The sequence below is a fragment of the Paenibacillus ihumii genome, assembly GCF_001403875.1.
Lineage (GTDB): Bacteria > Bacillota > Bacilli > Paenibacillales > Paenibacillaceae > Fontibacillus > Fontibacillus ihumii.
This window is the reverse complement of record NZ_LN884299.1, coordinates 4,082,351-4,104,106: the sequence shown is the minus strand read 5'-3', so window position 1 is coordinate 4,104,106 and position 21,756 is coordinate 4,082,351. Positions and strand designations below refer to the sequence as shown.

The window sequence follows — 21,756 nt, the reverse complement described above, 5'->3', positions numbered from 1 at the left end:
GCCGAATGATGTAGACAAGGACGGCCGGAAATTCCGGACGTCCTTGAGTTATTGCCAATGAGTTATTGCCAATGAGCTGAAAATAATGAGCTAATGAGTAAATTGAGTTTGTTAGGATGATGGGCCTAGTTCCATTAGCGGTTCCGCTGCATGGTACCCATAATGAGACTGACGATAAATACAAGGAGAATTGCACCGATCAACGCAGGGACGAAATAGAAATCGCCGATGACCGGTCCCCAGTTGCCAAGAATAAGGCTGCCGAGCCATGCCCCGATGAATCCGGCAATAATATTTCCGATGACTCCGCCGGGAATATCCCTGCCCATGATTAAACCTGCGAGCCAGCCAATCACACCACCGATAATTAATGACCATAAGAAACTCATTCTTATCACCTCTATCTTTGGATTAGCTTGTCTGTCTACTATTAACCACCTCAAGCAATTTTAAACATTCGGATGTTCATTCTAGAAGTGGATTTGCGCTTGAAATAAACGAAAATTTTAAAATTTTAAAAAAAATTTGTTAAAAAGGCTTGTTTAATTTGCAGTCCATCTGGTACAATCCACACAACAACTACCAAAAATAAGCAAAACTAGCACTCCAAATTGAAAGCACTTACATCAAGGGCGTTTTGAAATGGAGTTGATGATAGGTGAAAGGGGTGAAGCTACTTACGGCGTAAAATACAAACGTTTGCACTGCAAAGGAATTGCTGGCATGACATGCGTAATGGGCAAGTGCGATCTTTTGTGCAAACCTTTGCGCTCATGTAGGGAGAAGGTTGCAGTGATTTTAGCGGAAGCATAAAAAAGGAGGAGAAAAGATGTTCAAGCCATTCCAAAAAATGATAGCTGTTTGGTTAAGCCTTGTTTTTGTTGCAGCTTCGCTCTTTACGAATCCTTGGTCAGCAGAAAATGAGGCTTATGCTCAGCCAGGGCCTGAGCTGCAGGCAGCAAATGGGCAGGGAAGAGCTGTCGCTTCGTCGAACGGGATTTTTAGTTGGGATAATGCAAACGTTTACTTCGTATTAACGGACCGATTCCTAGACGGAGATTCCAGCAATAACAATTCCTATGGACGTCCGCAGAGAGATGCTACCGGGAAGAATATTGGCACATTTCACGGCGGAGATTTAAAGGGCTTGACCCAGAAGCTTCGAGAGGGTTATTTTACCGATTTGGGTACGAATGTGCTCTGGATCTCAGCTCCCTATGAGCAAATGCACGGCTGGGTCGGCGGCGGGAGCGGCGGAGACTTTGCCCATTATGGTTATCACGGATACTACGCACTTGATTATACGATGATGGATCGCAATATGGGGACGGTGAGCGATATGCGGGAGTTTGTAGATTTGGCGCATTCCCAAGGCATTCGCGTCGTATTGGACGTTGTTCTGAACCATCCGGGCTATTCCACGCTGCAGGATATGGAGGAATACGGCTTCGGAGCCAGGAACGGCGTCGGTGCCGGCTGGACGCCGGGCAGCGGTCAGACCTGGCATAGCTTTCACGATCGCATCGACTATAACAACTCATCTGCCTGGTCAGGCTGGTGGGGCAATTGGGTCCGGGCAGGAATCGCCGGGTATGAAAATTGCGGCGGCAGTGATTTGACCCAGTGCGTAGGTAACCTGCCTGATTTCAGAACGAATGAAACGGGCAATGTGGGCCTTGCTCCTATTCTACGGACGAAATGGGCCAAGGAGACGGCAGGGTATGAAGCCTGGATCGTGCCGGCGGCTCACAGCTTGCGGAAAGACCTCGGCCTTGCTCCTGCCGATCATCTTGTGAAAATGCTGGCCGCCTGGGTGGAAGAGTTCGGGATTGACGGCTTCCGGGCCGACACGGCCAAGCATGTCGAGCTGAGCCGCTGGAAGCAGTTGAAGAACGAGAGCAGCGCGGCGCTGCAGAGATGGAGGCAGAACAACCCGAATAAGCCTGGAGCCGATTGGCGCGATGACTTCTGGATGACCGGGGAAGTATGGGGACATGGTGTCGGCAAGAGCGAATATTTTAATTACGGCTTTGATTCGGTTATTAATTTCAGCTTCCAGGACAGCAATCTTAACGCTCTCGAAGGTACTTACGCAGACTATGCATCCAAAATTAACAGTGATCCGGGCTTTAATGTACTGAGCTATATTTCGTCGCATGATACCCGACTATACGACCGCAGCCGGCTGATCCAGGCAGGCAGCGCCCTGCTGCTATTGCCGGGCGGTGTCCAAACGTTCTATGGTGATGAGGCGGCCCGGGCATTCGGGGATACAGGCTCAGATCCGCAGCAAGGAACCCGCTCCTCTATGAATTGGAGCAGCCTGAATCGGGAGGTGCTGTCGCACTGGCAGAAGGTTGGCCAATTCCGCAGCCGGCACCTTGCGGTCGGGGCGGGCAGCCATGCCAAAATTGCGGATGCTCCTTATACGTTCAAGCGTACGTATGCCAAGGACGGCATCGAAGACCGAGTCGTTGTCGTGATGGGGGCCTCGGGCACGACGAGAGTGAATGTGTCCTCGGTGTTTGCTGACGGCAGCACGGTGCGTGATGCTTATACGGGAAATGAAGCCGTCGTGGCTGGCGGTTTCGCAGCGTTCACGGCGCATGCCAACGGCTTGATTCTGATTGAGCAGGCGGCTGAATCCAATTTGCCTGTGGTATCGGCTGCTCCTGCGGGAGGAAGCTTTGAGACTGATAGCTTAACGGTCACGCTTCATGTCCTTAAAGCCGAATCCGGAAAATATACACTGGACGGCAGTGATCCTTCACAGGGAGTACCATACGCGGATGGTACGGAAATTAACATCGGAAGCGATTTGGCGTTCGATGAATCCGTCACGCTCCGGCTGTATGCCGTGAACGAGGAAGGGGCCGCTGTACAGCGATACAGCTTTACGAAGAAGAATCCCGATGCAGGGCTGACGATTTATTTTAAGAAGCCGGCGGATTGGGGGGCGCCTTCCTTGTATTACTATAATACGGCGCCGAAGACGGCAGAGCCTACATGGGCTACTGCTCCAGCGATGACGAAGGTATCAGGGGACTGGTATTCTTATAAAATCGACGGCGTGGATAGCGCGCAGGTGATCTTCAAGGACAATTCGGGCCGACAGCATCCGGGCCAAAATCAGCCAGGATTTGTACGCACGGCGGACGGCTGGTACGATGGCAGCCAATGGCATGACTCCAACCCGGACGGGACGGGCCATCCTGGAACAGGCGGCAATAAAGTAACCGTATACTATAAGCATGGCTTTACGATGCCTTATATCCACTACCGCCCTGAGGGGGGAACGTGGACGGCCGTTCCGGGAGTGGCGATGGAGGCCTCCGGGGTGCCTGGCTACAGCAAGTATACGGTAGATATTGGAACGGCTTCCCGCCTTGAGGCCTGCTTCACGGATGGCAGAGGAAATTGGGACAGCAATTATGCGAGGAATTATTTCTTTCCTAGCGGAACGTGGACGTATAACGGGAATGGCCAAATCGTTCAAGGAGCTCCAGTGCCGCTGGGATCTACGCTAAATCTCGATATTCAGGAAGCTCTAGAATCGAGGGGGCTGCAACTCTTGCCCGGAGTGGAGCATCCAGAGGCGGCAGACGAGGAGTTGCCGCTTGAAGATGAACAGGATGCCGGGGCGGAAGTTGCCTGAGCAGCAGGAACGGCAGTATATCAGCTTTAGCGGTCCGTGTTGGCTGGCTGGGATTAGGCAGCAAAAATGAAATATGCGGTAAGAGCTCTGGAATAAAAGAGTATTGAATAGTTATTCTATTGAATGAATTACTTGAAACCAGAATGCCCCAGCATCCTATCGATGTCTGGGGCTTCAATAGCTAGGTAAAGCCTCGCTTTGAAATTACCTTATAATCGTTTTCGCCGGAAAAATATAACGAAGGCGCAAGCGGCCAGCAGGACAACTAATGAAACACCGGCTGTAATGGCTTCGGTGGTGTTTTCCTGCAGGATGCGGCTTTGCTGACCGCCATCTCGGAGCCCGCCTTGGTTGCCGAGTCCATCAGGAGGACCAAAGCCCATTCCATCATTAGCCCATCTGCCTCCCCGGATTTCTACCGGCGGTACCTGGCCTTCAGGAACGATTTGCTGATTGTCGGATGCTGGTGCTTCTCCTAGCTCAGATGGGGCAGGGTTGGCATCTTGTTGAGTCGCTGCGCCTGCCCCGAATCTGCCCCCCATACCTCCGCCGCTGCCTGAGCCGTCACCCGAGGATGGGATCGTCCCGGCCAGCTGCTGGGCAATGCTGTCGACCTGCCTCGCATTAGCGGCAATCAGCTCTGTCACGCCTTGCTGATACTCCTCGTAAGTATAAAATGCAGTAGGGTCCTGCTCAACGTTTCTCGAAATCATTTTCGTCAACTGCTCAACGCGGGCGGAGAAGCTCTCCTGTGATAAATAGCCTTCGATCGCCTCTTTAATGATGGCGTGATACTTCTTCTTATAAGCATCTACGGCGAGCAGCTTGGCGACTAGAGGCCGTTCAGCCAAGGCTCCCTGGGTGGGCTCGTCGATTAAAAGGGACGTGCCGGAAGCCAGCGCCGCATTCCCGCTTGCTCCAATGCTGGCATCGCCTGCGGGGCTCCCCGCCGTTTGGCTGCGTGACTGGCCGCCGCGTCCCATGCCCATGCCGCCCCCCATGCCGCCGAAGGCCATATTGTAATCCCAGGGGAGGATGGAGAACACGCCGTCTTGTTCATACAAATAGTAGTTTTGTTTATTGCCGCCGATGTAGCTGTCCATGTTGTTGGTAACTACATTCAAGGCGATATACTTTAAGGCTTCCTCCACCAAAAGCACGCTCTCATAATCGGTACCGTGATTCAGCTCGTCCAGCATATCGATCAGCACATTGCCGTTATGCGAGTTGGACTTCAGCTCCAGGCCGGTATAGGAATCCGGGTCATCATCCAGCCAGAGCAAATCGCTGCCGCGGCCTGTCATGACTCCCTTGTACAGAGCGCCGTAGGCATTATCGAAATGACGCTCCAGGTAGGAGGTGCCGATTTGCTCGACGGCCAGGTAGAAGCCCCACAGCTCGTCATTGATATAGACGTTGACGAAGGAATATTTGGGCGTCGGCAGCCCCATCGTTTCCGCCAACTCGTAAGCGAGATATTCCCGCATATAAGAGGCATCGCTGTAATTGTTGTTGAGGTTGATTTTTTCCAGCCCGCCCAAGGTTTGATTGACGTATTCATTAAAAGACAGCTTGAAGCTGTAACGATCCGAATCGCTCATTTGCACTACACTGCGCAGAGATAAATTGCCCTTCGTCCGGATTCCAATGTTGTCGATCTGCTGTCCGTTATAATTCACGGATGCCGGTTTATATTCCTCCGCACTGGCATTGTCCAGCATGTCCTGGAAGTCGTCTGGGGCAATTGTGATTCTCACATCGATGACCTTGTCCTTCGGGAACACCGTTTCATCCAGCCATTGCTCTGCGGCAGCTCCCGAAGTGCGGTTATAACTGTTATATGCTTTGCTGCTGTCAGTGGTACGGTCATAAATGCTGCCGGAAGATGATACAGATGCTGGAGCTTTCGAGATGGAGCAGGCCGCCAGCCCTGCGGAAATGAATATAAGGCCTAGGGCTCGCAGGGCGGCCTTCAAGCGCAGCTTCATGATACATAATCTCCGTTGTAGCTGATCAGCACCGCATTTCTGACTCCGTCCAGCTCGGAGATCCGGTTGACGAACACGCCTTCGCTATCGCGCAGACGAACCTCTAGCGTCATCTCGATGTTGCCGGGAGATACTGTTTTCTGCTTCACATTATAACGCTTTACAAGTCCAGCCATAGCCTGGTGAATTGCCTGCTCGCTCTCATCGCTGCCGCAGTTGATCACAAGAAGATATGGCGTCTCCAATGTGGAGTTTTTGATGAACAGGAACAGCACCAGTCCGACAATGACCGAGCCGATGGCTGCTAATGTATAGAAGCCGGCTCCGGTTACAATGCCTGCGGCGGCGGCCCAGAACAGGAAGATCAAATCGGTAGGATCCTTGATCGGTGTCCTGAAGCGGACGATGGACAAGGCACCGACCATACCGAGCGACAGGATGAGGTTGGAATTGATCGCAATGATGACCATCGCCGTCACTAGAGCCATGCCGATTAAGGAGACGTTGAAGCTTTTGGAGTACAGCACGCCGCTGAATACCCTTTTGTACAGAATAAAAATAAACAGACCAATAAGGAACGCAGCGCCCAGGGTAATGAGAATTTTGGAAAGGCTGATGTCGGATGCAAAGTTGTTCAGCACCGATTTCTTGATAATATCGCTGAAGGTGGTGGATGATGCATTGGCTGTAATTGTGGTTGTTTCCATAGTAATCAATAGTCCTCCCATGAATTTTCTTTGAGAAATTTACGGCAAATGACGTATTTGGAAGCGGACTGACGGCTCAGTCCTTCAAGCTGTAGAGCGGCCCGGATGGTCTCGGGTACGAATTCATCGTATTTGACCTCCAGAATGATCAGTCTATCCCCGATGGCAGGGACCGGCTTCAAATCCGGATCGAAAATATCGACCGCATGCAGCCCGGTTCTAAGCTCCTTGTCAAACGTGATCCGCACGTTGCCGTTTGGGAACACAAAGGGCTCGCGCACGTAATCTACAATGACCTTAGGCCTGAGCAGCCGGTGGTTCATCTGCTGGTAGAGCTCCATTAAAAGCGGTTTTTCAGGAATATGAAGAATTTGGAAGTCGCCGGTTAGAATGGAACGGTACATGTCAAAAGTGATGCGCTCCTTAACTTTGGCAACGTAATCGTTCAGTTTGATTTTTTTCTCGAAGTGAATGACGTTGTCTTGTTCATTGTAGATGCGGATGCGGTATTTGCAGCGCTGGCGGATCCCTCCAAGCTTCTCGTGCAGTGCCGAATTATCGATGTCATCGAAGTAAAGACTGCGGATGCGGTATTCCCCGTTCAATGCATGCCGGTCATAATCCATAAGGTTGGTCAGCCGCTGCCGTAAAATGAAATATTGCTGCCGGTTGATTAAAAATTTGAGCTCGTGCCGATATTTCAAATTTGTATCCATGGATTGCTTGTACACCTCGTTTCTTGTGAAGTATTGGATAGGAGGCTTGTAATCGGTTGGCCGGCCGCCGTCATGCAGTGAACTCTGCACGCTGAGAGCTGCGCGTATATAGCGAATCAGCCGATTAGTCAATTCGCCAATTCATAGCCAATTCGCGTTTGTCTTTCCCGGCTCAAGAATCATCCTAGCAGTTGTTCCTGATGGCTCACTTAAAGCGAACTGAATATAAACTGAAAGTTAAAACGTGTTTCGATGCTTGAAATTTGGGTAATTAATAATTTGGATATTATACATAGCTGTTTATTTGATCAGTGAAAGGATCGTAGAACGAGGATGACATGGAATTACAAGAAGACACAGACACAAGCCCGAAGAGCCGGTCGGGGGCGACTATGGCATGAGGCAAAGGCGCTGCGGCAGATCCTGCTTGCCGGCTCGATAATTGCCGTTATGATTACTGCTGGCTGTCAAAAGGGCACGGAGCCCGTAAAGGCAGAGAATCCTCCAGCCGCCTCAGCCAAGGAGGAGAGCAAGCCTTCCAATGCCGCAGCTGAATCCAACACCGCCTCAAGCGATGGCGGCTCCAATGTAGATTTCGAAATCGAGACGAGCGGAAAGCCCCAAGACGCGCCTGCTGACCAAGGCAACCCCAGCGTATGGATCAAAGGGAAGGCTAAGCTGGAAAACGAGAGAGTCGTAATTGCAGGCACAACGAATTTGCTGCCAGGCGCGCAAATGAAAGCCGATATCACCGCTGCTGGCTATAATATGTGGGGATATCAGGATGAGACGGACGTGAATCGTGACGGGACCTTTGAATTCGAGATCAAAAAGCCGAATATTAAGGAAGGAACCCTGGATGTTGCGATCACCTTCGATCCTGCGAAACAAGCCGGGGAAATAGAGGCTTACGGGGAAGACGGCGGGAAGCTGACCGGTCCTTATATCCACCAGTATGAGGACTCGGAGCAGTTATACAAGAAGGCGGTAGCCTTCATACGCGTCGACGCGGATCCAGAGAAGGCCGATGGAGAATGGGAGACGGAAATTCCTGGCGAGAAGCCGCAGGATTACGGCAGCCCGGCTGTGTGGATCGATCCGGTAATTTCGTTTGACGGCACCCGCTATCAAATCATGGCAACGAGCAATCTTCTGGAAGGCGTAGAGGTAAAGGGTGATGTGGACATCCCGGATCATTGGCATATCGGGTACAGCGAGAGAACCCGGGTTATGCCCGACGGGTCGTTTAGCCTGCAAATGAAGAAGCCGAGCAAAGTGGATACATTCTATATTGTCCTGAAGGTCAAGCCGGATGAGGATATGCCGAAGTGGGCCAAAGAAGCCTACGGGATTAAGGGAGAAAAATTCGAAGGAGAGCTGGTCAAGACAGAGCAGACCGATCAGGGCTCGATATCGGTTATTCAGATCAAAATGAAGATCAAACCAGGACAATGACAAATGGGGAGCCTAAGGTATCAAGCATACCATTGGCCCCCTTCTTTAATATGTACGCTTATAGCTTGGTCTGGGTGTTGACGTATCGTCTGCGGCCTTGGAGCAGCAAAAGAAGCGCAGGCGGCAGGGCTATGAGCAGGAGAAGCAGTCCCCATAGAAGATCACGCGGTTCTATGATGTTATCTGTTAGTAATCGGTAGTAAGCATAGATAGAGTAAGGAAGCACAAGCGCGATGGAAGTCAGGACACCCGGGGTATACATTTTGAAGTAAACGGATTGAAAGGCATGGGTAAAGACGTGAAGAAAAAATAAATGCAGCGCGGCGATAAAAGGCAGGTAGAAGGAATAAAATACAGCCAGTACTGTAACAGTCACAAGCACAATGAATACAGCCAGTACGTCCTTGGCAAAATTCAAGGTGTTCATTTGAAATGAAGCCTGATACAGCTTGCGGGCAAACGGAGGAAGCGAGCTTTGAACGCGCTCTCCATGCCGTACAATCCAGTGCTCTATCGTAATGATTTCCTCGAAGTCATGAAGCATGAAAATGATGGGAAACATCCACAGCAGACTTAAGAAATGAATTTCTCCATTTAGTTGGATTAACCAATCCATAAACATAGCTATCACCTTCCTAGAGATAAAATATCATATGTAGGACGGTTTGCAAATGAAGTGCCCGGCTACATAAAAAAAGGAACAGCTTGTCCGCGATGACAAACCGTTCCTCTATCCGGGGTTAGCTCTCGATCACGATGCGATCCAGCTTCAAATTGACCGGGTTAGCAATCGTGTCGCCTACCGGGCATTTGCTTTCCAGAAATTCCACGAATTCCTCCACCTTTTCTTGGGGAGAGCCCGTTTTGACATAGAACGTATATCGGATATCGGAGTAGCCCGGGCGAACGTCCGAGCGATTGAAGAAGCCATCCAAATCGATGTCGCCCTCCACTTCCACACGGAAATCCTCCAGCTTCACATCGAACTTCGGCGCGTATACACGAGCGACGATCGCCTGGCAGGCGCCCAGCGATGCAAGCAGCGCCTCGACCGGATTCATGCCGGTATCCGTTCCGCCCAAGCTCTTGGGCTCGTCGATGATCAGTTCGAACTGGCGGGAAGCCGTCTTGACTTGCACGCCATTCTGCAGATGTGCAGTTGCTTTGAAGGTTTGTACAGCAGCCATTGTTAAATCTCTCCTTTGTCTAAAACATACTTATCCGCTAGGTTTTATTGAATTATATGACTGAATTGTTCCGATGTCAATCAAAAAGTAATGAAAGGGACAATCACATATTTTTCCCTTGTTCAATACTGTGTACTACAAAGGAGGATGGGGAAGCATGCTGTACGATCAAGCCCGCATGAAAGGGTTGTCCCTCAAGGAAGACGGCTGGAAATATGATGCTTACCGGCAGTTCGCCATGAAGCTGAGCGATACTGCTTATTTATTTCCCTGCATCCCGGCTACTATCGGGTTTAGACGGGAGCAATTCAGGTACGGATTTGTGAGCGACCCTCGTACGGATCGGGCTGCGGAGGAGGTGGCCGGGCTGCTGGGACGCTTTGGAGAAGAAGCTAGAAGCTGCGGGAAGTACGCGTCGCTGGTTCTGTTCTTCGAGACGCCGGCGAAGCTTGCCGAGAGCTGTACGGTTGAGGAGTACAGGGAAATATTCTGGAGGCTGCTGCGTAAGATTCGCTCCTTGGATGAGGAGGACTGGCCCGAGCATATTCCCGCCGATCCTCATAATCCGTTATGGGAATATTGCTTCCGTAAGGAGCGTTATTTCATGTATTGCGCCACTCCCGCCCACCGTCTGCGGCTAAGCCGGCATTTTCCCTATTTCATACTGGCTATAACGCCTCGCTGGGTACTCGCAGATTTTGATGCGAACGGGGCAGCGGCGGATCATATGAAGAAGAAAATCAGGGAACGGATTCCGGCGTATGACGCAGTGGGCATTCACCCGGATTTGAACAGTTACGGAAACGAAGACAATTATGAGTGGAAGCAGTATTTTCTCGGGGATGATTCGGCTTCGTCCAGCTCTCGCTGCCCCTTTGCGGATTCTCATATAAAGAAGAAAAATTAACTTCAATGTCGTACAATCCTCTCCCTCTGAATACAATGGTACAAGTTCGTTCGACGATCTGTGCTAGGGGAGGAGAGGGGAAGCCATGAGCTTGTTTTTGAGTTATATATTGTTGGGGTTGTCGCTGGCTGCGCCGATTGGGCCCATTAATGCCGCACAGATGGACCGGGGAATCCGCGGCGGCTTTTGGAACTCCTGGGTGCTCGGTCTCGGTTCCCTGTGCGCCGATTTTGTATTTATTGCTCTCGTCTATTTCGGAACGGTCCATTTTCTTCAGGTCCCTTTCGTCAAAACCTTTCTGTGGCTGTTCGGCAGCTTTGTGCTTCTTTACAGCGGGTGGGAGGGGCTCAAGGGAGCGGGGGAGGTGGCGGAATACCGGAACGCCCGGCAGGAGCCCTTGTATAAATCCTTTGGCGCGGGATTCATTCTGTCAATCTCGAATCCGCTGTCGATTATGTTCTGGCTCGGAATCTACGGATCGATTCTGGCGAAGGCGGCGCAAACCTATGGGATGAGAGAGCTTATACTGTATACCTCGGCGGTGGTGCTGGGCCTGGTAATCTGGGATTTGGCCATGGCGGTCATGTCCAGCGGGTTCCGCCGGATTCTGACGCCGCGCCTGTTAACAGGCATTTCGGTGCTTTCCGGTCTGTCTTTGATCGCCTTTGGGTTTTATTTTGGCTGGCAGGCCTGTCTTGAGCTGTTCGGGTAATGCCGCAAAAGCGTATGCCAAGCCTGATCCCAAACCCGACCCGAAGCCGGTCCCAAGCCGATCCCAAGCTGAAAGTATTTCATTGTTCTCAACACAGAGTCAACTATTGCAGGCCAGACGGAATGGCTGTGCCGAAAATTAAATAAGGCACGGACAAGCCGTGGAAAATCGCCGCGACTCACCGCCCTGTTTACGGTGGAAATACTTAGAGTAAAATGCAGGAATAGCCGAGGTATTTGATGAATTCGCCACTGATCTTGTGCTCCAGGACATAACTATGAGTATTCGCGCTTTTATCTGGTTTATGGCGGCGAGGCCGCTGAGCCGGGAGAGGGCACGGTGTATGTTCCGATCAATGCTCTGGGGCAGAAGTTCAACGAGAAGAAGACGGATCGCTTCTACGAGGTCTGTTTTCAAATCGGCAAGCGAATGTGCAGCGAGGATGCTGGACGGGAATCTTTGCGTATCAGGCCTATGACGTGGATGGAAAGTTCCCGGGTGAATTTGGCCTGTCGAAATGTTCATGAGATCCTTCGCAAAAACTTTGTCTGACTCGGCATGCTGTACGGTACCGGAATATTTACGCTCCCTACACAGCACAATAAGCGATGACCTATAAAATACATCGACAAGGGAGTCAGTGCGTTGAATAAGACAAGCAAAGGCGGGGAGGCTAAGCCGCTGCAATGGTGGCAGCTCTCCTTGATGGGGGTCGCTTGCACGATCGGGACAGGGTATTTCCTCGGGACGGGGGTCGGCATCCAAATCGGCGGACCTGCCATTATTCCAGCTTTCCTATTGGCAGCGATCGGAACATTCGTCGTATTTGATGTGCTCGCAAAGATGTCTTCCAAGGATCCTCAGGAAGGGTCGTTCTGCGTATATGCCCGAAAAGGCTTTGGGCGCTGGGCTGGCTTCAGCTGCGGCTGGGTATATTTCTCTTCAGAAATTCTTATTATGGGAAGCCAAATGGCCGCCCTCTCTCTGTTCACCCGGCTATGGTTCCCGGGAGTGCCGATGTGGATATTCGCTTCGGTATATGCAGTGCTTGGCTTAATTATTATCATTTTGGGAACGCAGGGCTTTGAGCGCGCAGAGCATTTATTTGCAGTCTTGAAGCTGGCGGCGATCATTGCTTTCCTGGGTCTTGCCGGCGCGGCGCTGTTTGGCTGGCTTGGCGGGGGCAAGCATGCCCCGGACTGGCCCTTGCCCGTCTTTCCGACCGGCGCCATAGGCGGATGGTCCAGCCTTATTTATGCCTTCTACGCCTTCGGCGGCATCGAGGTAATGGGGATGATCGCAATTCGGCTGAAGAAGCTGGAGGATGCCCCCAAGGCAGGGCGATGGATGATCGGGACATTGGCGGTTCTCTATATGGCTTCCCTGGTGCTGGCATTAACTCTGGTACCCTGGACCACGATGGGGAGCAAGGAAAGCCCGTTCGTTATGGCCTTGAAGGGATATGGCTTAACCTTTGTGCCGCATCTTTTTAACGGGGTGTTCATCATTGCCGGATTCTCGACGATGATTGCGTCGCTGTTCGCCGTAATTACGATTCTTGTGACATTGGCCAAGAACAAGGACGCTCCTCCGCTGTTCGCCAAGGTAAGCCGCGGAAAGAAGGAGACCCCTTATTACGCGATCGGCGTTACGGCGCTGGCTTTGTGCGGTTCGATTCTCCTGGCCCTGCTCATGCCGGAGAAGATGTATGAATACGTAACGACTGCAGCCGGGCTGATACTGATGTACAACTGGATTTTCATTCTGGTTACGTCCGGCCGGCTGCTGGAGCTAAGCGGCTGGGAGCAGACCAAGCGCTGGATCAGCACGGCAATCATTGCGCTGGCGGTCACCGGCACTATGTTTCATGACAAGAGCCGGCCGGGACTATGGATCAGCCTGGGATTTATTGTGCTTATCGGCGGCATAACGCTGCTGATGACACGCATCTGGAGCAGGAGCAAGGGCGAAGTCAGGCAGGGACAAAGCTAGGGGCAGGACGGAGCTAGGGTCAAGGGCGAGCTAGAGGCAAGGGCGGAGCCAGTAGCGAGGACGGAGGCCAGTAGCAAGGGCGAAGCTAGGGGCAGGGACGGAGTTAGGGGCAAGGGCGGAGCCAGTAGCGAGGACGAAGTCCAGTAGCAAGGGCGGAGCTAGGGGCAAGGGCGGAGCCAGTAGCGAGGACGAAGTCCAGTAGCAAGGACGGAGCTAGGGGCAAGGGCGGAGCTAGGGGCAAGGGCGGAGCCAGTAGCGAGGACGAAGTCCAGTAGTAGCAAGGACGGAGCTAGGGGCAAGGGCGGAGCCAGTAGCGAGGACGAAGTCCAGTAGCAAGGACGGAGCTAGGGCAAGGACTAAGCCAGGGGAAAGGTACGTAGCAAAAGGTCGGAGGGCGAGCCGAGCTAGCCCGGAGTCACGCCAATCCATGCAGAAGAGGAGGCAGCGCTTGGCGCCGCCTCCTCTTCTGGGTATGCGTCCTTGTTAGATGCGTCCGGCTTGTCCGGAGAATCAGGAACCCGATTTATGCCGATCCTCCAGCCGCCGGTGCTCCGAATCCGAACCTTACGGAATCAGGACTATAGTTTGTCGAGAATCAGGGTTTTACTCTGTTTCAGGTATCAAATAAAACTTTAGCATAGACCAATCCATCCTTCACCTATAGGAATGTATAGGTATTGCTTGCATAGAGCAAAGGTTATTGCTGTACATAGAGCTACGGTGAAGCGCTTATAGAATGGACATCCGGCTAGCGACAGATACCGCCTCTGTGCTGGATTGAACGCCGAGTTTCTCGAAGATGATTTTTTTGTGATGATTCACTGTGCATTCTTTGATGTTCAGCTTAATGGCGATGGATTTCACGGTCTGTCCCTGGGCGATGAGCCGAAGCACGTTAAGCTGCCGTTCGGTCAGGTGGACGGGCCGTTCCTCCGCAGGGGAAGGACCAGGCTGGTTCTTTAGACTGCTTAGCATGTTGCCCGGAATTAGCTTGGCGATGGCGATCAGCTCGCTTCGCATATTGGCGTTAATGGTTGAGACGTCCAGATAGCCTAGCGTTGTTGTTCCTAGCAACAGCGGTGTGGAGAAGCAGTGCCAATTCTGAAAGAAGGGGCTTTCATGCTCTTCAGGGGGCAAATAAACCGGGCCGCGCCGGGCCATCGCTTCCGAGATGGCATTTACCCCGCAGCTCTCCTCCGTAAAATACATGCCCACCCGGATTTCGGATTGGCGGACGACCTCCTTCAGGGTTTGGCAATAATCCATAGCGATCAGCACACCTTCCGCATCAGCTAGCAGGAAGAGATAGGCGCCTGATATATGCTCCTTGATGTTGGCAATGCAATCCTGGAATATAGTAATCAAGGGCTGGTTGTCCCGCAAAATTTGCTCAAAATGCGATTTGGATGTAAAGATAGCGCATGACTTCGAGGACGGCTGGTGAGATATGTCTATTTTTTCTGGCATGACTTTGTGACCCCCTTACTGCCTAGCATTTCAAAAAACAGTTCTCTTCCTAGTTTATCGGGTGAGCAAACGCTAATTTTGAATAAACATTGTAAATTTTGAATTGAAGCTTCAAAATAGAAGAGAAAGATGGATGCAGGAAGATGAACTGCAAGATATGCTTGATATATCTATTGTAACAGGTAAGGGAGACGGAAGAAATGAAACTGGTGTCATGGAATGTCAACGGGCTCAGAGCATGCGTCAACAAAGGATTTTATGATTATTTCCAGGCAGCGGATGCCGATATATTTTGCGTGCAGGAAACGAAGCTACAGGCGGGACAAATCGAATTAGATTTGGGAGAAGGGTACGAGCAGTATTGGAATTATGCCGAGAAGAAGGGCTACTCCGGAACCGCCGTATTTACGAGAAGAATCAAGCCGCTGTCGGTCCGATACGGCATTGAAGAGGATGCGGAGCCGGAAGGGCGAATCATTACGCTGGAATTCGAATCCTTCTATTTGGTGAATGTATATACGCCGAACGCGAAGCGGGATCTATCCAGACTGCCGTACAGGCTGGAGTGGGAGGAGCGGTTCCGCCGCTATCTGGTTGAACTGGATGCCCAGAAGCCGGTTATTGCAACCGGGGATATGAATGTCGCGCATCGGGAGATCGACATCAAGAACGCCAAGTCGAACGTCGGCAATTCCGGCTTCACGCTGGAGGAGCGTGAGAAAATGACGCAGCTGCTGGAAGCCGGCTTCATCGATACATTCCGGTATTTCTATCCGGACCGGGATAATGTCTACAGCTGGTGGTCGTACATGCCCAAGGTCAGGGAGCGGAACATCGGCTGGAGAATCGATTACTTCCTGGCCTCGGCCCGGCTGGGCGAGAGCCTGGTGGATGCACAGATCGATTGCCATGTGATGGGCAGCGACCATTGCCCCGTAATCTTGGAGATGGCGGATATTTAAGGCGGGGCGGACGGAAGGAAACAAAGAAATTATGCGTATAATGATGCAAAAACCAGAGGCTGCCCCACAAAGTTACGACCAGTTGTCCATGAAGTGACTAAACACGCTCTCGACCTCCGGAGGGCTATTGAAGTGACCAAGCACGCTCTCCGACCTCCGGAGGGCTATTGAAGTGATTAAGCACGCTTTCGACCTCCGGTGGGCCATGAAGTGACTAAGCACGCTCTCGACCTCCGGTGGGCTATTGAAGTGACTAAATACGCTCTCCGACCTCTGGTGGGCTATTGAAGTGACTAAGTACGCTCTCGGCCTTCGGTGGGCTATTGAAGTGACTAAGCACGGTTCTCGGCCTTCGGTGAGCTATTGAAGTGACCAAGCACGCTCTCGGCCTTCGGTGAGCTATTGAAGTGACTAAACACGCTCTCGGCCTTCGGTGAGATTTGAAGTGATTAAACACGCTTTCGACCTCCGGTGAGCTATTGAAGTGACTAAACACGCTTTCGACCTCCGGTGAGATTGAAGTGACTAAACACGCTCTCGGCCTTCGGTGGGCTATTGAAGTGACTAAATACGCTCTCCGACCTCTGGTGGGCTATTGAAGTGACTAAGCACGCTCTCGGCCTCCGGTGAGCTATTGAAGTGACCAAACATGCTCTCGGCCTTCGGTGGGCTATTGAAGTGACTAAGCACGCTCTCCGACCTCTGGTGGGCTATTGAAGTGACCAAACATGCTCTCGATCTCCCCTTAGCGCCGAGCATGGATCATGGGGGTTTCCGTTCTAAATGGATTTATAGTAGTTAGTTTCCGAGGCAAAGAAAGAATAGCAGATTTAAATGGATTTCATGTCGTTAGAAGAAGGGAAATTGTCCATCAGGGGAGGGATTCTTGATTTTAGGTGCATGAAATCCATCTAATCCATTGAACCATTCGTTTAGAGTATAATTAGGTACATAAATTCCAATTATGCTCGAGTTTGACAGCTAAACCTAAGCCGATGGTGGTCGGTAAAGCTTACATGAATTCCATTTAGTGTTCGAGTTCGACAGCAATATAAGATCTGTTGAAGAACGGGATGCAGGCAAGGGCGATATTGATTCGCGGAAACGAATACCGCAGAAACGAATATCGCAGAACCGGATACCGCAGAACCGGATTCTGCAGAAACTACTACCGCAGAACCGGATACCGCGGAAACGACTATCGCAGAAGCGAATACCGCAGACACAGATTCCGCAGAAACGGAAATCCAGCATAAAAAAGAGGCCCCCTCGATCATCTATGATGACTTTGATATGCTCCCTTTACAGTAACAGGTGTTATTATTTTACCTGTCTACCGAATGGGAAGCATATCATTTCTGGGATAGCCCCTTGTTTTAATGTTTGCCAAATGGCTGGACTAGCGATTACAAGCCTAGCTTTTGCCCCTTCTCCAGACGCTGAATTTGCTGCTCGCTGTTTTCGGCCAGCTCTCTAAATTGGTTAATAGTTTCGCGCATTTTAGGGAGTGCTTCCTGCTTGTAGGTGCTAATTGAATCCAAGGCCGATAGAACGTCGGTAAAAGCTTGCTTCAGAGTATCCACGGAAATGCTGGTCTCAAGGGATTGCTTATGAATGGCTGCTCCCTGATCCTTCAGCATTCTTGATGTACTGCTGATCAAGCTGTTCGTTGTTTGGTTAAGCAGCTCGATCTTCTTGAGGACGATCTTCTGATTATAGAGTGCGCTTGCTACGGTGACTGAAATCTTCAGTGCTGATACCGTAACGTTCCGGGCTCTGTCTACCCCTCGAATCAACTCTTTGTTATTTCGCATGACCACCTCTATAGCCATGATCCCCTGCTGGTTAACGACCAGCATCTGCTGCAGGTCCATAACGCGTTGACGTAAAGGAAATAAGACTTCCTCTGTAATGAATCTTATTTTATCCTCGGACTCCTGGCGAAGCCTTGCCGCGGCCAGCTGGGATTCAATCTCTTCGTCCATCAGCATGCCTAATTGGATTTCCTTTTGAAGCTTCTTCGTGAGGTCCCTGAGCGCTTGCTGCTCGAACTCGAGGGTCGTATTGTCGTTCTTGAGTACAGACTTGCCCTTATCGAGCGAGCTGATGATGCCGGAAATGACGGCGTCGGCTTTCTCGAATTTGGCGAAGTAGCTCCGCAATGGGTTAAAGAACTTGCCAAGAATGCCCGTCTTGGCGAAGTCGATCAAGCTTGGATCCAGATCCTTCAGCTGGAGATGCAGCTCGGTCAAATCTCTGGCCACCTGGCCGCCGTCATCGCCAGTCTTGGATAAATTTCCGACAGACACCTGGAGCAAGGAATTCTTCTCCGAGGACTGTCTCATTGAGTTCATGCCGAAGCTGTCAATGGATTGTAAGATGGCTTTGCGTTTCTCCAGCGATTCGATATCTAAATCCAAAATCGCCGAGACGTTGTTCAGCGCCAGCTCCTTGAGCTGCGAAACTTCCTCCTGATCAGGCTTCACCTGCTCTTCAATTGCAGATTTTATCTCTTCCGGGTTAACCACTTCCATTGAAAATGACATGTCATTCCTCCTCTGGGCTAAATGAATTACATTTGAACGTTCAGCAGGTTGCTGATCTTATACACCACATCGTCGGTATCTGCATTGATGCTGGCTGCTTCATTTATGCTGGAAATGCTTTCGAGCGCCTTAATGTTTGCGTTGTAACCGATCGTATATATTGGAATTTTGTAGGTCTCGATCAAGCCTCTGATATCTTTGAGCGAGTGGCCTTCATTGGTTTCACCGTCGCTTAAAACGAAAATCAGAGGTTTAATGTCGGGGTTAACGGCCAATTCGTCCTGGAGCATCTTGATGGCGACGATGATCCCATCGAATGTAGCCGTGCCGCCGCTAGCCTGAAGACTGTTTATCGCACCGACGAACATAGACTGGTGATTTGTATCGTATTTACCGATCGGCAGATTGATAGAGACATCGTCGGAATAGGATACGAAGCCGATGCTGTTGTTTCTGCCCAAGTACTTTTGGCCGGTTAATAGCGATTCTTTCAGACGGTTCAAAGGTTCGCCGGCCATGCTGCCGGATACGTCGGCTACGAATACGGCGGCAATCGGCTTGTTGCCGTCCTTCTTTTCCTTCCATAGCTTTTGCGCTGCGGACAAGGTGTTTCCATCTACGACATCAAGCTCCGCACGGTAATCCTCGAGCCCGTTGAAGCCCTTTTTCTCGGCCAAGCTTTGGTACTTATCCTGCTGGGTAAACTCAGCAAATTTCTTAATGATTTCCAGCTTCTCCTGAGGCAGGTCGCCCAGGGCATACAGCGGGCTATCGTGCCGGACGCCAAAAGGCGTGAAGACATAGCCGCCCTTTAAGTCTTGGGAATTCGCGTAAATCTGATATTCCAGAACGAATGCATCCAGCATTCCGGTATTTGCCGCCTCGCGCATTTGCAGGGTGGTGGAAGCGGTAAAAGGGACGTTGGCCTGGAATTTCTCAAAGCCTTGCACCGCTTTGTCGCCAAGCAGATTGGAGCTGTCAAAGGTTTTGAGCGCCGTTATCAGAAAGTTAATGCCCGTAGAGCTGGCGAAAGGATCGGTATATCCCATGGACAGCTCGTTGTCCGCAATCGCTTCCGTGATCGTCTTGATGTTTACAGCGCCGTAGTTGTTTACCAGCTCATCGTATTTTGCCTTGCTCGTTACGATCCCTGCGGCGTTTCCGGCAAGTCGATTGGATATAAGCTGGGTCTTGACGCCCTCCGCCTTGACCATCTCTCCCCAAAGTTCATTTGAAGGGGTAAAGGCGTCCGGAATGTACTTGCCTGATTTTATGTAATCTGTAGCTGTGCCTGAAGCAATATTGCGGATTTTTACAGAAGCTGTCTTGCCGTTTACTGCAATTTTAGCGCGGTTGAAATCCTCAGCCACCTCGTTTAACCATCCATCGGCGCCTGTTCCCGATTTCTCCGGGGAGGAGAAGATCTCAACGAAGCTGTCTGTCGTGTTGTCTACGGATACCGGGAATTTGGAGATATCGGGGAGGGAGTCGCCCACGGATACAGGATCCAGATCGATTTGTCCCTTAATGGGCTCCATGTTAGTAACCTTGATATCCTTATATAGCTTTTCCAGGCGTTTTGCCGCATCTTCTGAGGAAATTTGCGTCTTGGATTTGCCGAGATTAGACGTAAGGTTAATGCCGAAATAAATCAGAGCGAAAACAACTGCGGCAATGACCACTAAAGTCAAAAACACCTTGCCTTTGCTAGCCATTTACATCTTCCTTCCTACTTATAGAATTTGGTCTGATTGATAAGTGCATCTATTTCCTTCATGCAGGGCATCTCTTCGATTTCCCGATAATCCGTGCTTCCCAGCAAAGACATTTCCAGCAGCAGCTTATCGAGCTTGAGGAGAATCTCTTCATTCGCTTCAAGGTACCCTGTGACATAGGCTAGATACTCGTTGTACAGCTTAGTTTTTTCCCTCACTAATTTCTCTGAAAATGAATTGGCGCGTTGTTGTCCGGTAAAAATGGCGAGCTCTGAAGCGTTGAATACGCTAAGCTTGTTCAGAATCCCTTTGATATTAAGGTAGAAGAGCTTCTCCACCTCATTTATCACCGAATTGAACCTCTTGTAGCTCAGCTCAGCCGGATCGAACCTCTGACCCAGGACATCCGCAAAGGTTTCTTTTTTCTTTTCCATGCGATCCAACTGATCCAGGGCGAGAAGAATGTCCTTCTTTAGCGCTTTTTCATTTTTGTAGTAGCTTAAAGCGTCTATGTAGTCTTCATGGGTTTGGATGTCTCGGACAGGCGTTACCGCGGGAGCTTTAATCATCCAGATGTAGCTCGCGTAAAGCACGATCAGGATGCTGATTACCAACAGTGTGATGCCCGATGCCGTTTGGACAGCGCTGGCTCCCCCAATCTGAACCCCTATTAATCCCGGGGACAAAATGACAATATTCACGATGACGATTCCGATGATAAGTCCAGTCAATTTGAAGAAATTCGAGCCATTCAACATGCACACCTCCTCTGTTAATCCTTGGGGGATAAGGTGGATCATAGTGCTAATTTTATCAGAGATTTACTGCAGGGGCTCCTAAATATTTCTTGTTTATGATATTAAATTAATCCTGTTCAGTTAATTACGTTAATACATTGGAAATTGTTTCAAAATGATTAGGTTAAATCATTGTTTGGCGATAGAACTTCAAAGGGCTGCACCACCCGCCATCCGGCAGCCTGATGCAGCCTCCCATCGCAATTCTGTCTTGTTTATGATACAGATAGCTTTGCTGAACCGATCTATCGTTTAATAACATCAAAAACTCTATCTTGTTCACGATACAGCCGCTTTGTTGAACTGATCGACCGTGTAATAGCACAAAAAATCTATTTTGTTTTCTGTTGTTTACGATGCAGACGATCGGTCGTTTTTCATCCGTTCTTTTCGGGTCCATGGCGTCCCCAGCAGCGGTAGTGCCCAGCGGTCGAGCCCGTACCAGCCGGCTACCTTCCAGGCCAGCACGATCCAGGTGGCAAGTATGAACAGCAGAGGATTTGTGCTCAGGGTGCCTGCAAACAGGAAGCTGGCATTCATGAAGGCGCCGAAGAATGCGGCGATTCCCGTCAGCAAGCCAAGGATGAGGCCAAGTCCTACAAGCAGTTCGCCGAAGGCAACGAGGTAGGAGAAGAGCGTGGCATTGGGCAGCACCATATTTTCCAGAAATGACGCATACCATCCCGTTACGTCCTTGCCTTCCGCCGCTTTGCCGACCGCCCCTTTAACAAAGCCCGTCAGTCCCGCTCCGGCATTGCTTCCGACCCATTGATCGCTGGTCACTTTGCTCCAGCCGGCACTTAGCCAGGCATAACCCAAATAGAGCCGAATAACTAACCATAACAAAGCCGATCGCGTGTTGTTGAACAAAAAATTAGATAACGGATTGTCAGGAATAATGATGTTTTTTCCCCGCAGCTCATCTTTAATAGTCATTTCATCATCTCCTA

General features: G+C 50.7%; 19 protein-coding genes. 8 read left to right on the top strand and 11 right to left on the bottom strand.

The annotated features are described in order from the left end of the window. Window positions 1–134: 134 nt before the first annotated feature. Window positions 135–389, bottom strand: coding sequence for a GlsB/YeaQ/YmgE family stress response membrane protein (locus BN2762_RS25590; protein ID WP_055109804.1), 255 nt, complete (start codon window positions 387–389; stop codon window positions 135–137). A gap of 440 nt (window positions 390–829) precedes the next feature. On the opposite strand from BN2762_RS25590, the gene BN2762_RS25585 reads away from it, so the two are divergent. Next, window positions 830–3,655, top strand: coding sequence for an alpha-amylase family glycosyl hydrolase (locus BN2762_RS25585; RefSeq protein ID WP_074048695.1), 2,826 nt, complete (start codon window positions 830–832; stop codon window positions 3,653–3,655). A 209-nt stretch (window positions 3,656–3,864) separates the two neighbouring features. Here BN2762_RS25585 and BN2762_RS25580 read toward each other — a convergent pair whose 3' ends face one another. From BN2762_RS25580 to BN2762_RS25570, 3 genes are read right to left on the bottom strand one after another with little or no spacing between them, the layout of a single operon-like run. Continuing rightward, entirely contained in the window at window positions 3,865–5,643 is a 1,779-nt protein-coding gene (locus BN2762_RS25580) for a CotH kinase family protein (RefSeq protein WP_074048694.1), read from the bottom strand. Continuing rightward, window positions 5,640–6,350 carry a DUF4956 domain-containing protein gene (locus tag BN2762_RS25575; protein ID WP_055109801.1) on the bottom strand — a complete coding sequence of 237 codons (711 nt, stop codon included), beginning with the start codon at window positions 6,348–6,350 and terminating at the stop codon, window positions 5,640–5,642. Before BN2762_RS25575 ends, BN2762_RS25580 begins: the two co-directional genes overlap by 4 nt. Window positions 6,351–6,355: 5 nt before the next feature. Then, window positions 6,356–7,066: a polyphosphate polymerase domain-containing protein gene (locus BN2762_RS25570; protein WP_055109799.1), complete on the bottom strand. Its 711-nt coding sequence runs from the start codon at window positions 7,064–7,066 to the stop codon at window positions 6,356–6,358. 333 nt (window positions 7,067–7,399) lie between these two features. Between BN2762_RS25570 and BN2762_RS25565 the strand changes: the two genes are divergently transcribed. Next, entirely contained in the window at window positions 7,400–8,521 is a 1,122-nt protein-coding gene (locus tag BN2762_RS25565; RefSeq protein WP_055109797.1) for a hypothetical protein, read from the top strand. 58 nt (window positions 8,522–8,579) lie between these two features. Here BN2762_RS25565 and BN2762_RS25560 read toward each other — a convergent pair whose 3' ends face one another. Both BN2762_RS25560 and BN2762_RS25555 read right to left on the bottom strand, forming a co-directional pair. Further along, the gene (locus BN2762_RS25560) at window positions 8,580–9,137 is read right to left on the bottom strand and encodes an HXXEE domain-containing protein (RefSeq protein WP_230202602.1); all 558 of its coding nucleotides are present in this window, start codon (window positions 9,135–9,137) and stop codon (window positions 8,580–8,582) included. Window positions 9,138–9,261: 124 nt separating this feature from the next. Then, the gene (locus BN2762_RS25555; RefSeq protein ID WP_055109793.1) at window positions 9,262–9,708 is read right to left on the bottom strand and encodes an OsmC family protein; all 447 of its coding nucleotides are present in this window, start codon (window positions 9,706–9,708) and stop codon (window positions 9,262–9,264) included. A gap of 157 nt (window positions 9,709–9,865) precedes the next feature. Between BN2762_RS25555 and BN2762_RS25550 the strand changes: the two genes are divergently transcribed. From BN2762_RS25550 to BN2762_RS25535, 4 genes are all read left to right on the top strand, one after another. Further along, window positions 9,866–10,615: a YqcI/YcgG family protein gene (locus tag BN2762_RS25550; RefSeq protein WP_055109791.1), complete on the top strand. Its 750-nt coding sequence runs from the start codon at window positions 9,866–9,868 to the stop codon at window positions 10,613–10,615. A gap of 85 nt (window positions 10,616–10,700) precedes the next feature. Beyond that, a complete protein-coding gene (locus BN2762_RS25545; RefSeq protein ID WP_055109788.1) occupies window positions 10,701–11,327 on the top strand; it encodes a LysE family transporter in 627 nt (208 codons plus the stop codon). Window positions 11,328–11,666: 339 nt separating this feature from the next. After that, window positions 11,667–11,879, top strand: coding sequence for a hypothetical protein (locus tag BN2762_RS25540; protein WP_055109786.1), 213 nt, complete (start codon window positions 11,667–11,669; stop codon window positions 11,877–11,879). Window positions 11,880–11,972: 93 nt separating this feature from the next. Further along, the gene (locus tag BN2762_RS25535) at window positions 11,973–13,319 is read left to right on the top strand and encodes an amino acid permease (protein ID WP_055109784.1); all 1,347 of its coding nucleotides are present in this window, start codon (window positions 11,973–11,975) and stop codon (window positions 13,317–13,319) included. A gap of 729 nt (window positions 13,320–14,048) precedes the next feature. Here BN2762_RS25535 and BN2762_RS25530 read toward each other — a convergent pair. Continuing rightward, window positions 14,049–14,786: a helix-turn-helix domain-containing protein gene (locus BN2762_RS25530; RefSeq protein ID WP_055109782.1), complete on the bottom strand. Its 738-nt coding sequence runs from the start codon at window positions 14,784–14,786 to the stop codon at window positions 14,049–14,051. 200 nt (window positions 14,787–14,986) lie between these two features. On the opposite strand from BN2762_RS25530, the gene BN2762_RS25525 reads away from it, so the two are divergent. After that, window positions 14,987–15,748, top strand: coding sequence for an exodeoxyribonuclease III (locus BN2762_RS25525; RefSeq protein WP_055109780.1), 762 nt, complete (start codon window positions 14,987–14,989; stop codon window positions 15,746–15,748). 1,073 nt (window positions 15,749–16,821) lie between these two features. Next, entirely contained in the window at window positions 16,822–17,004 is a 183-nt protein-coding gene (locus BN2762_RS27175) for a hypothetical protein (RefSeq protein WP_222861123.1), read from the top strand. Between the two features lie 150 nt (window positions 17,005–17,154). Here the strand turns inward: BN2762_RS27175 and BN2762_RS25520 are convergent, their stop codons facing one another. The 4 genes from BN2762_RS25520 to BN2762_RS25505 form a co-directional block, all read right to left on the bottom strand. Further along, complete coding sequence (locus tag BN2762_RS25520; protein ID WP_055109779.1) at window positions 17,155–18,294, bottom strand: toxic anion resistance protein; 1,140 nt, start codon at window positions 18,292–18,294, stop codon at window positions 17,155–17,157. 26 nt (window positions 18,295–18,320) lie between these two features. After that, a complete protein-coding gene (locus tag BN2762_RS25515; RefSeq protein WP_055109777.1) occupies window positions 18,321–20,009 on the bottom strand; it encodes a vWA domain-containing protein in 1,689 nt (562 codons plus the stop codon). A 14-nt stretch (window positions 20,010–20,023) separates the two neighbouring features. Continuing rightward, entirely contained in the window at window positions 20,024–20,767 is a 744-nt protein-coding gene (locus BN2762_RS25510; protein ID WP_316246825.1) for a hypothetical protein, read from the bottom strand. A 390-nt stretch (window positions 20,768–21,157) separates the two neighbouring features. After that, window positions 21,158–21,742: a DoxX family membrane protein gene (locus tag BN2762_RS25505; RefSeq protein ID WP_055109775.1), complete on the bottom strand. Its 585-nt coding sequence runs from the start codon at window positions 21,740–21,742 to the stop codon at window positions 21,158–21,160. Window positions 21,743–21,756: the final 14 nt, after the last annotated feature.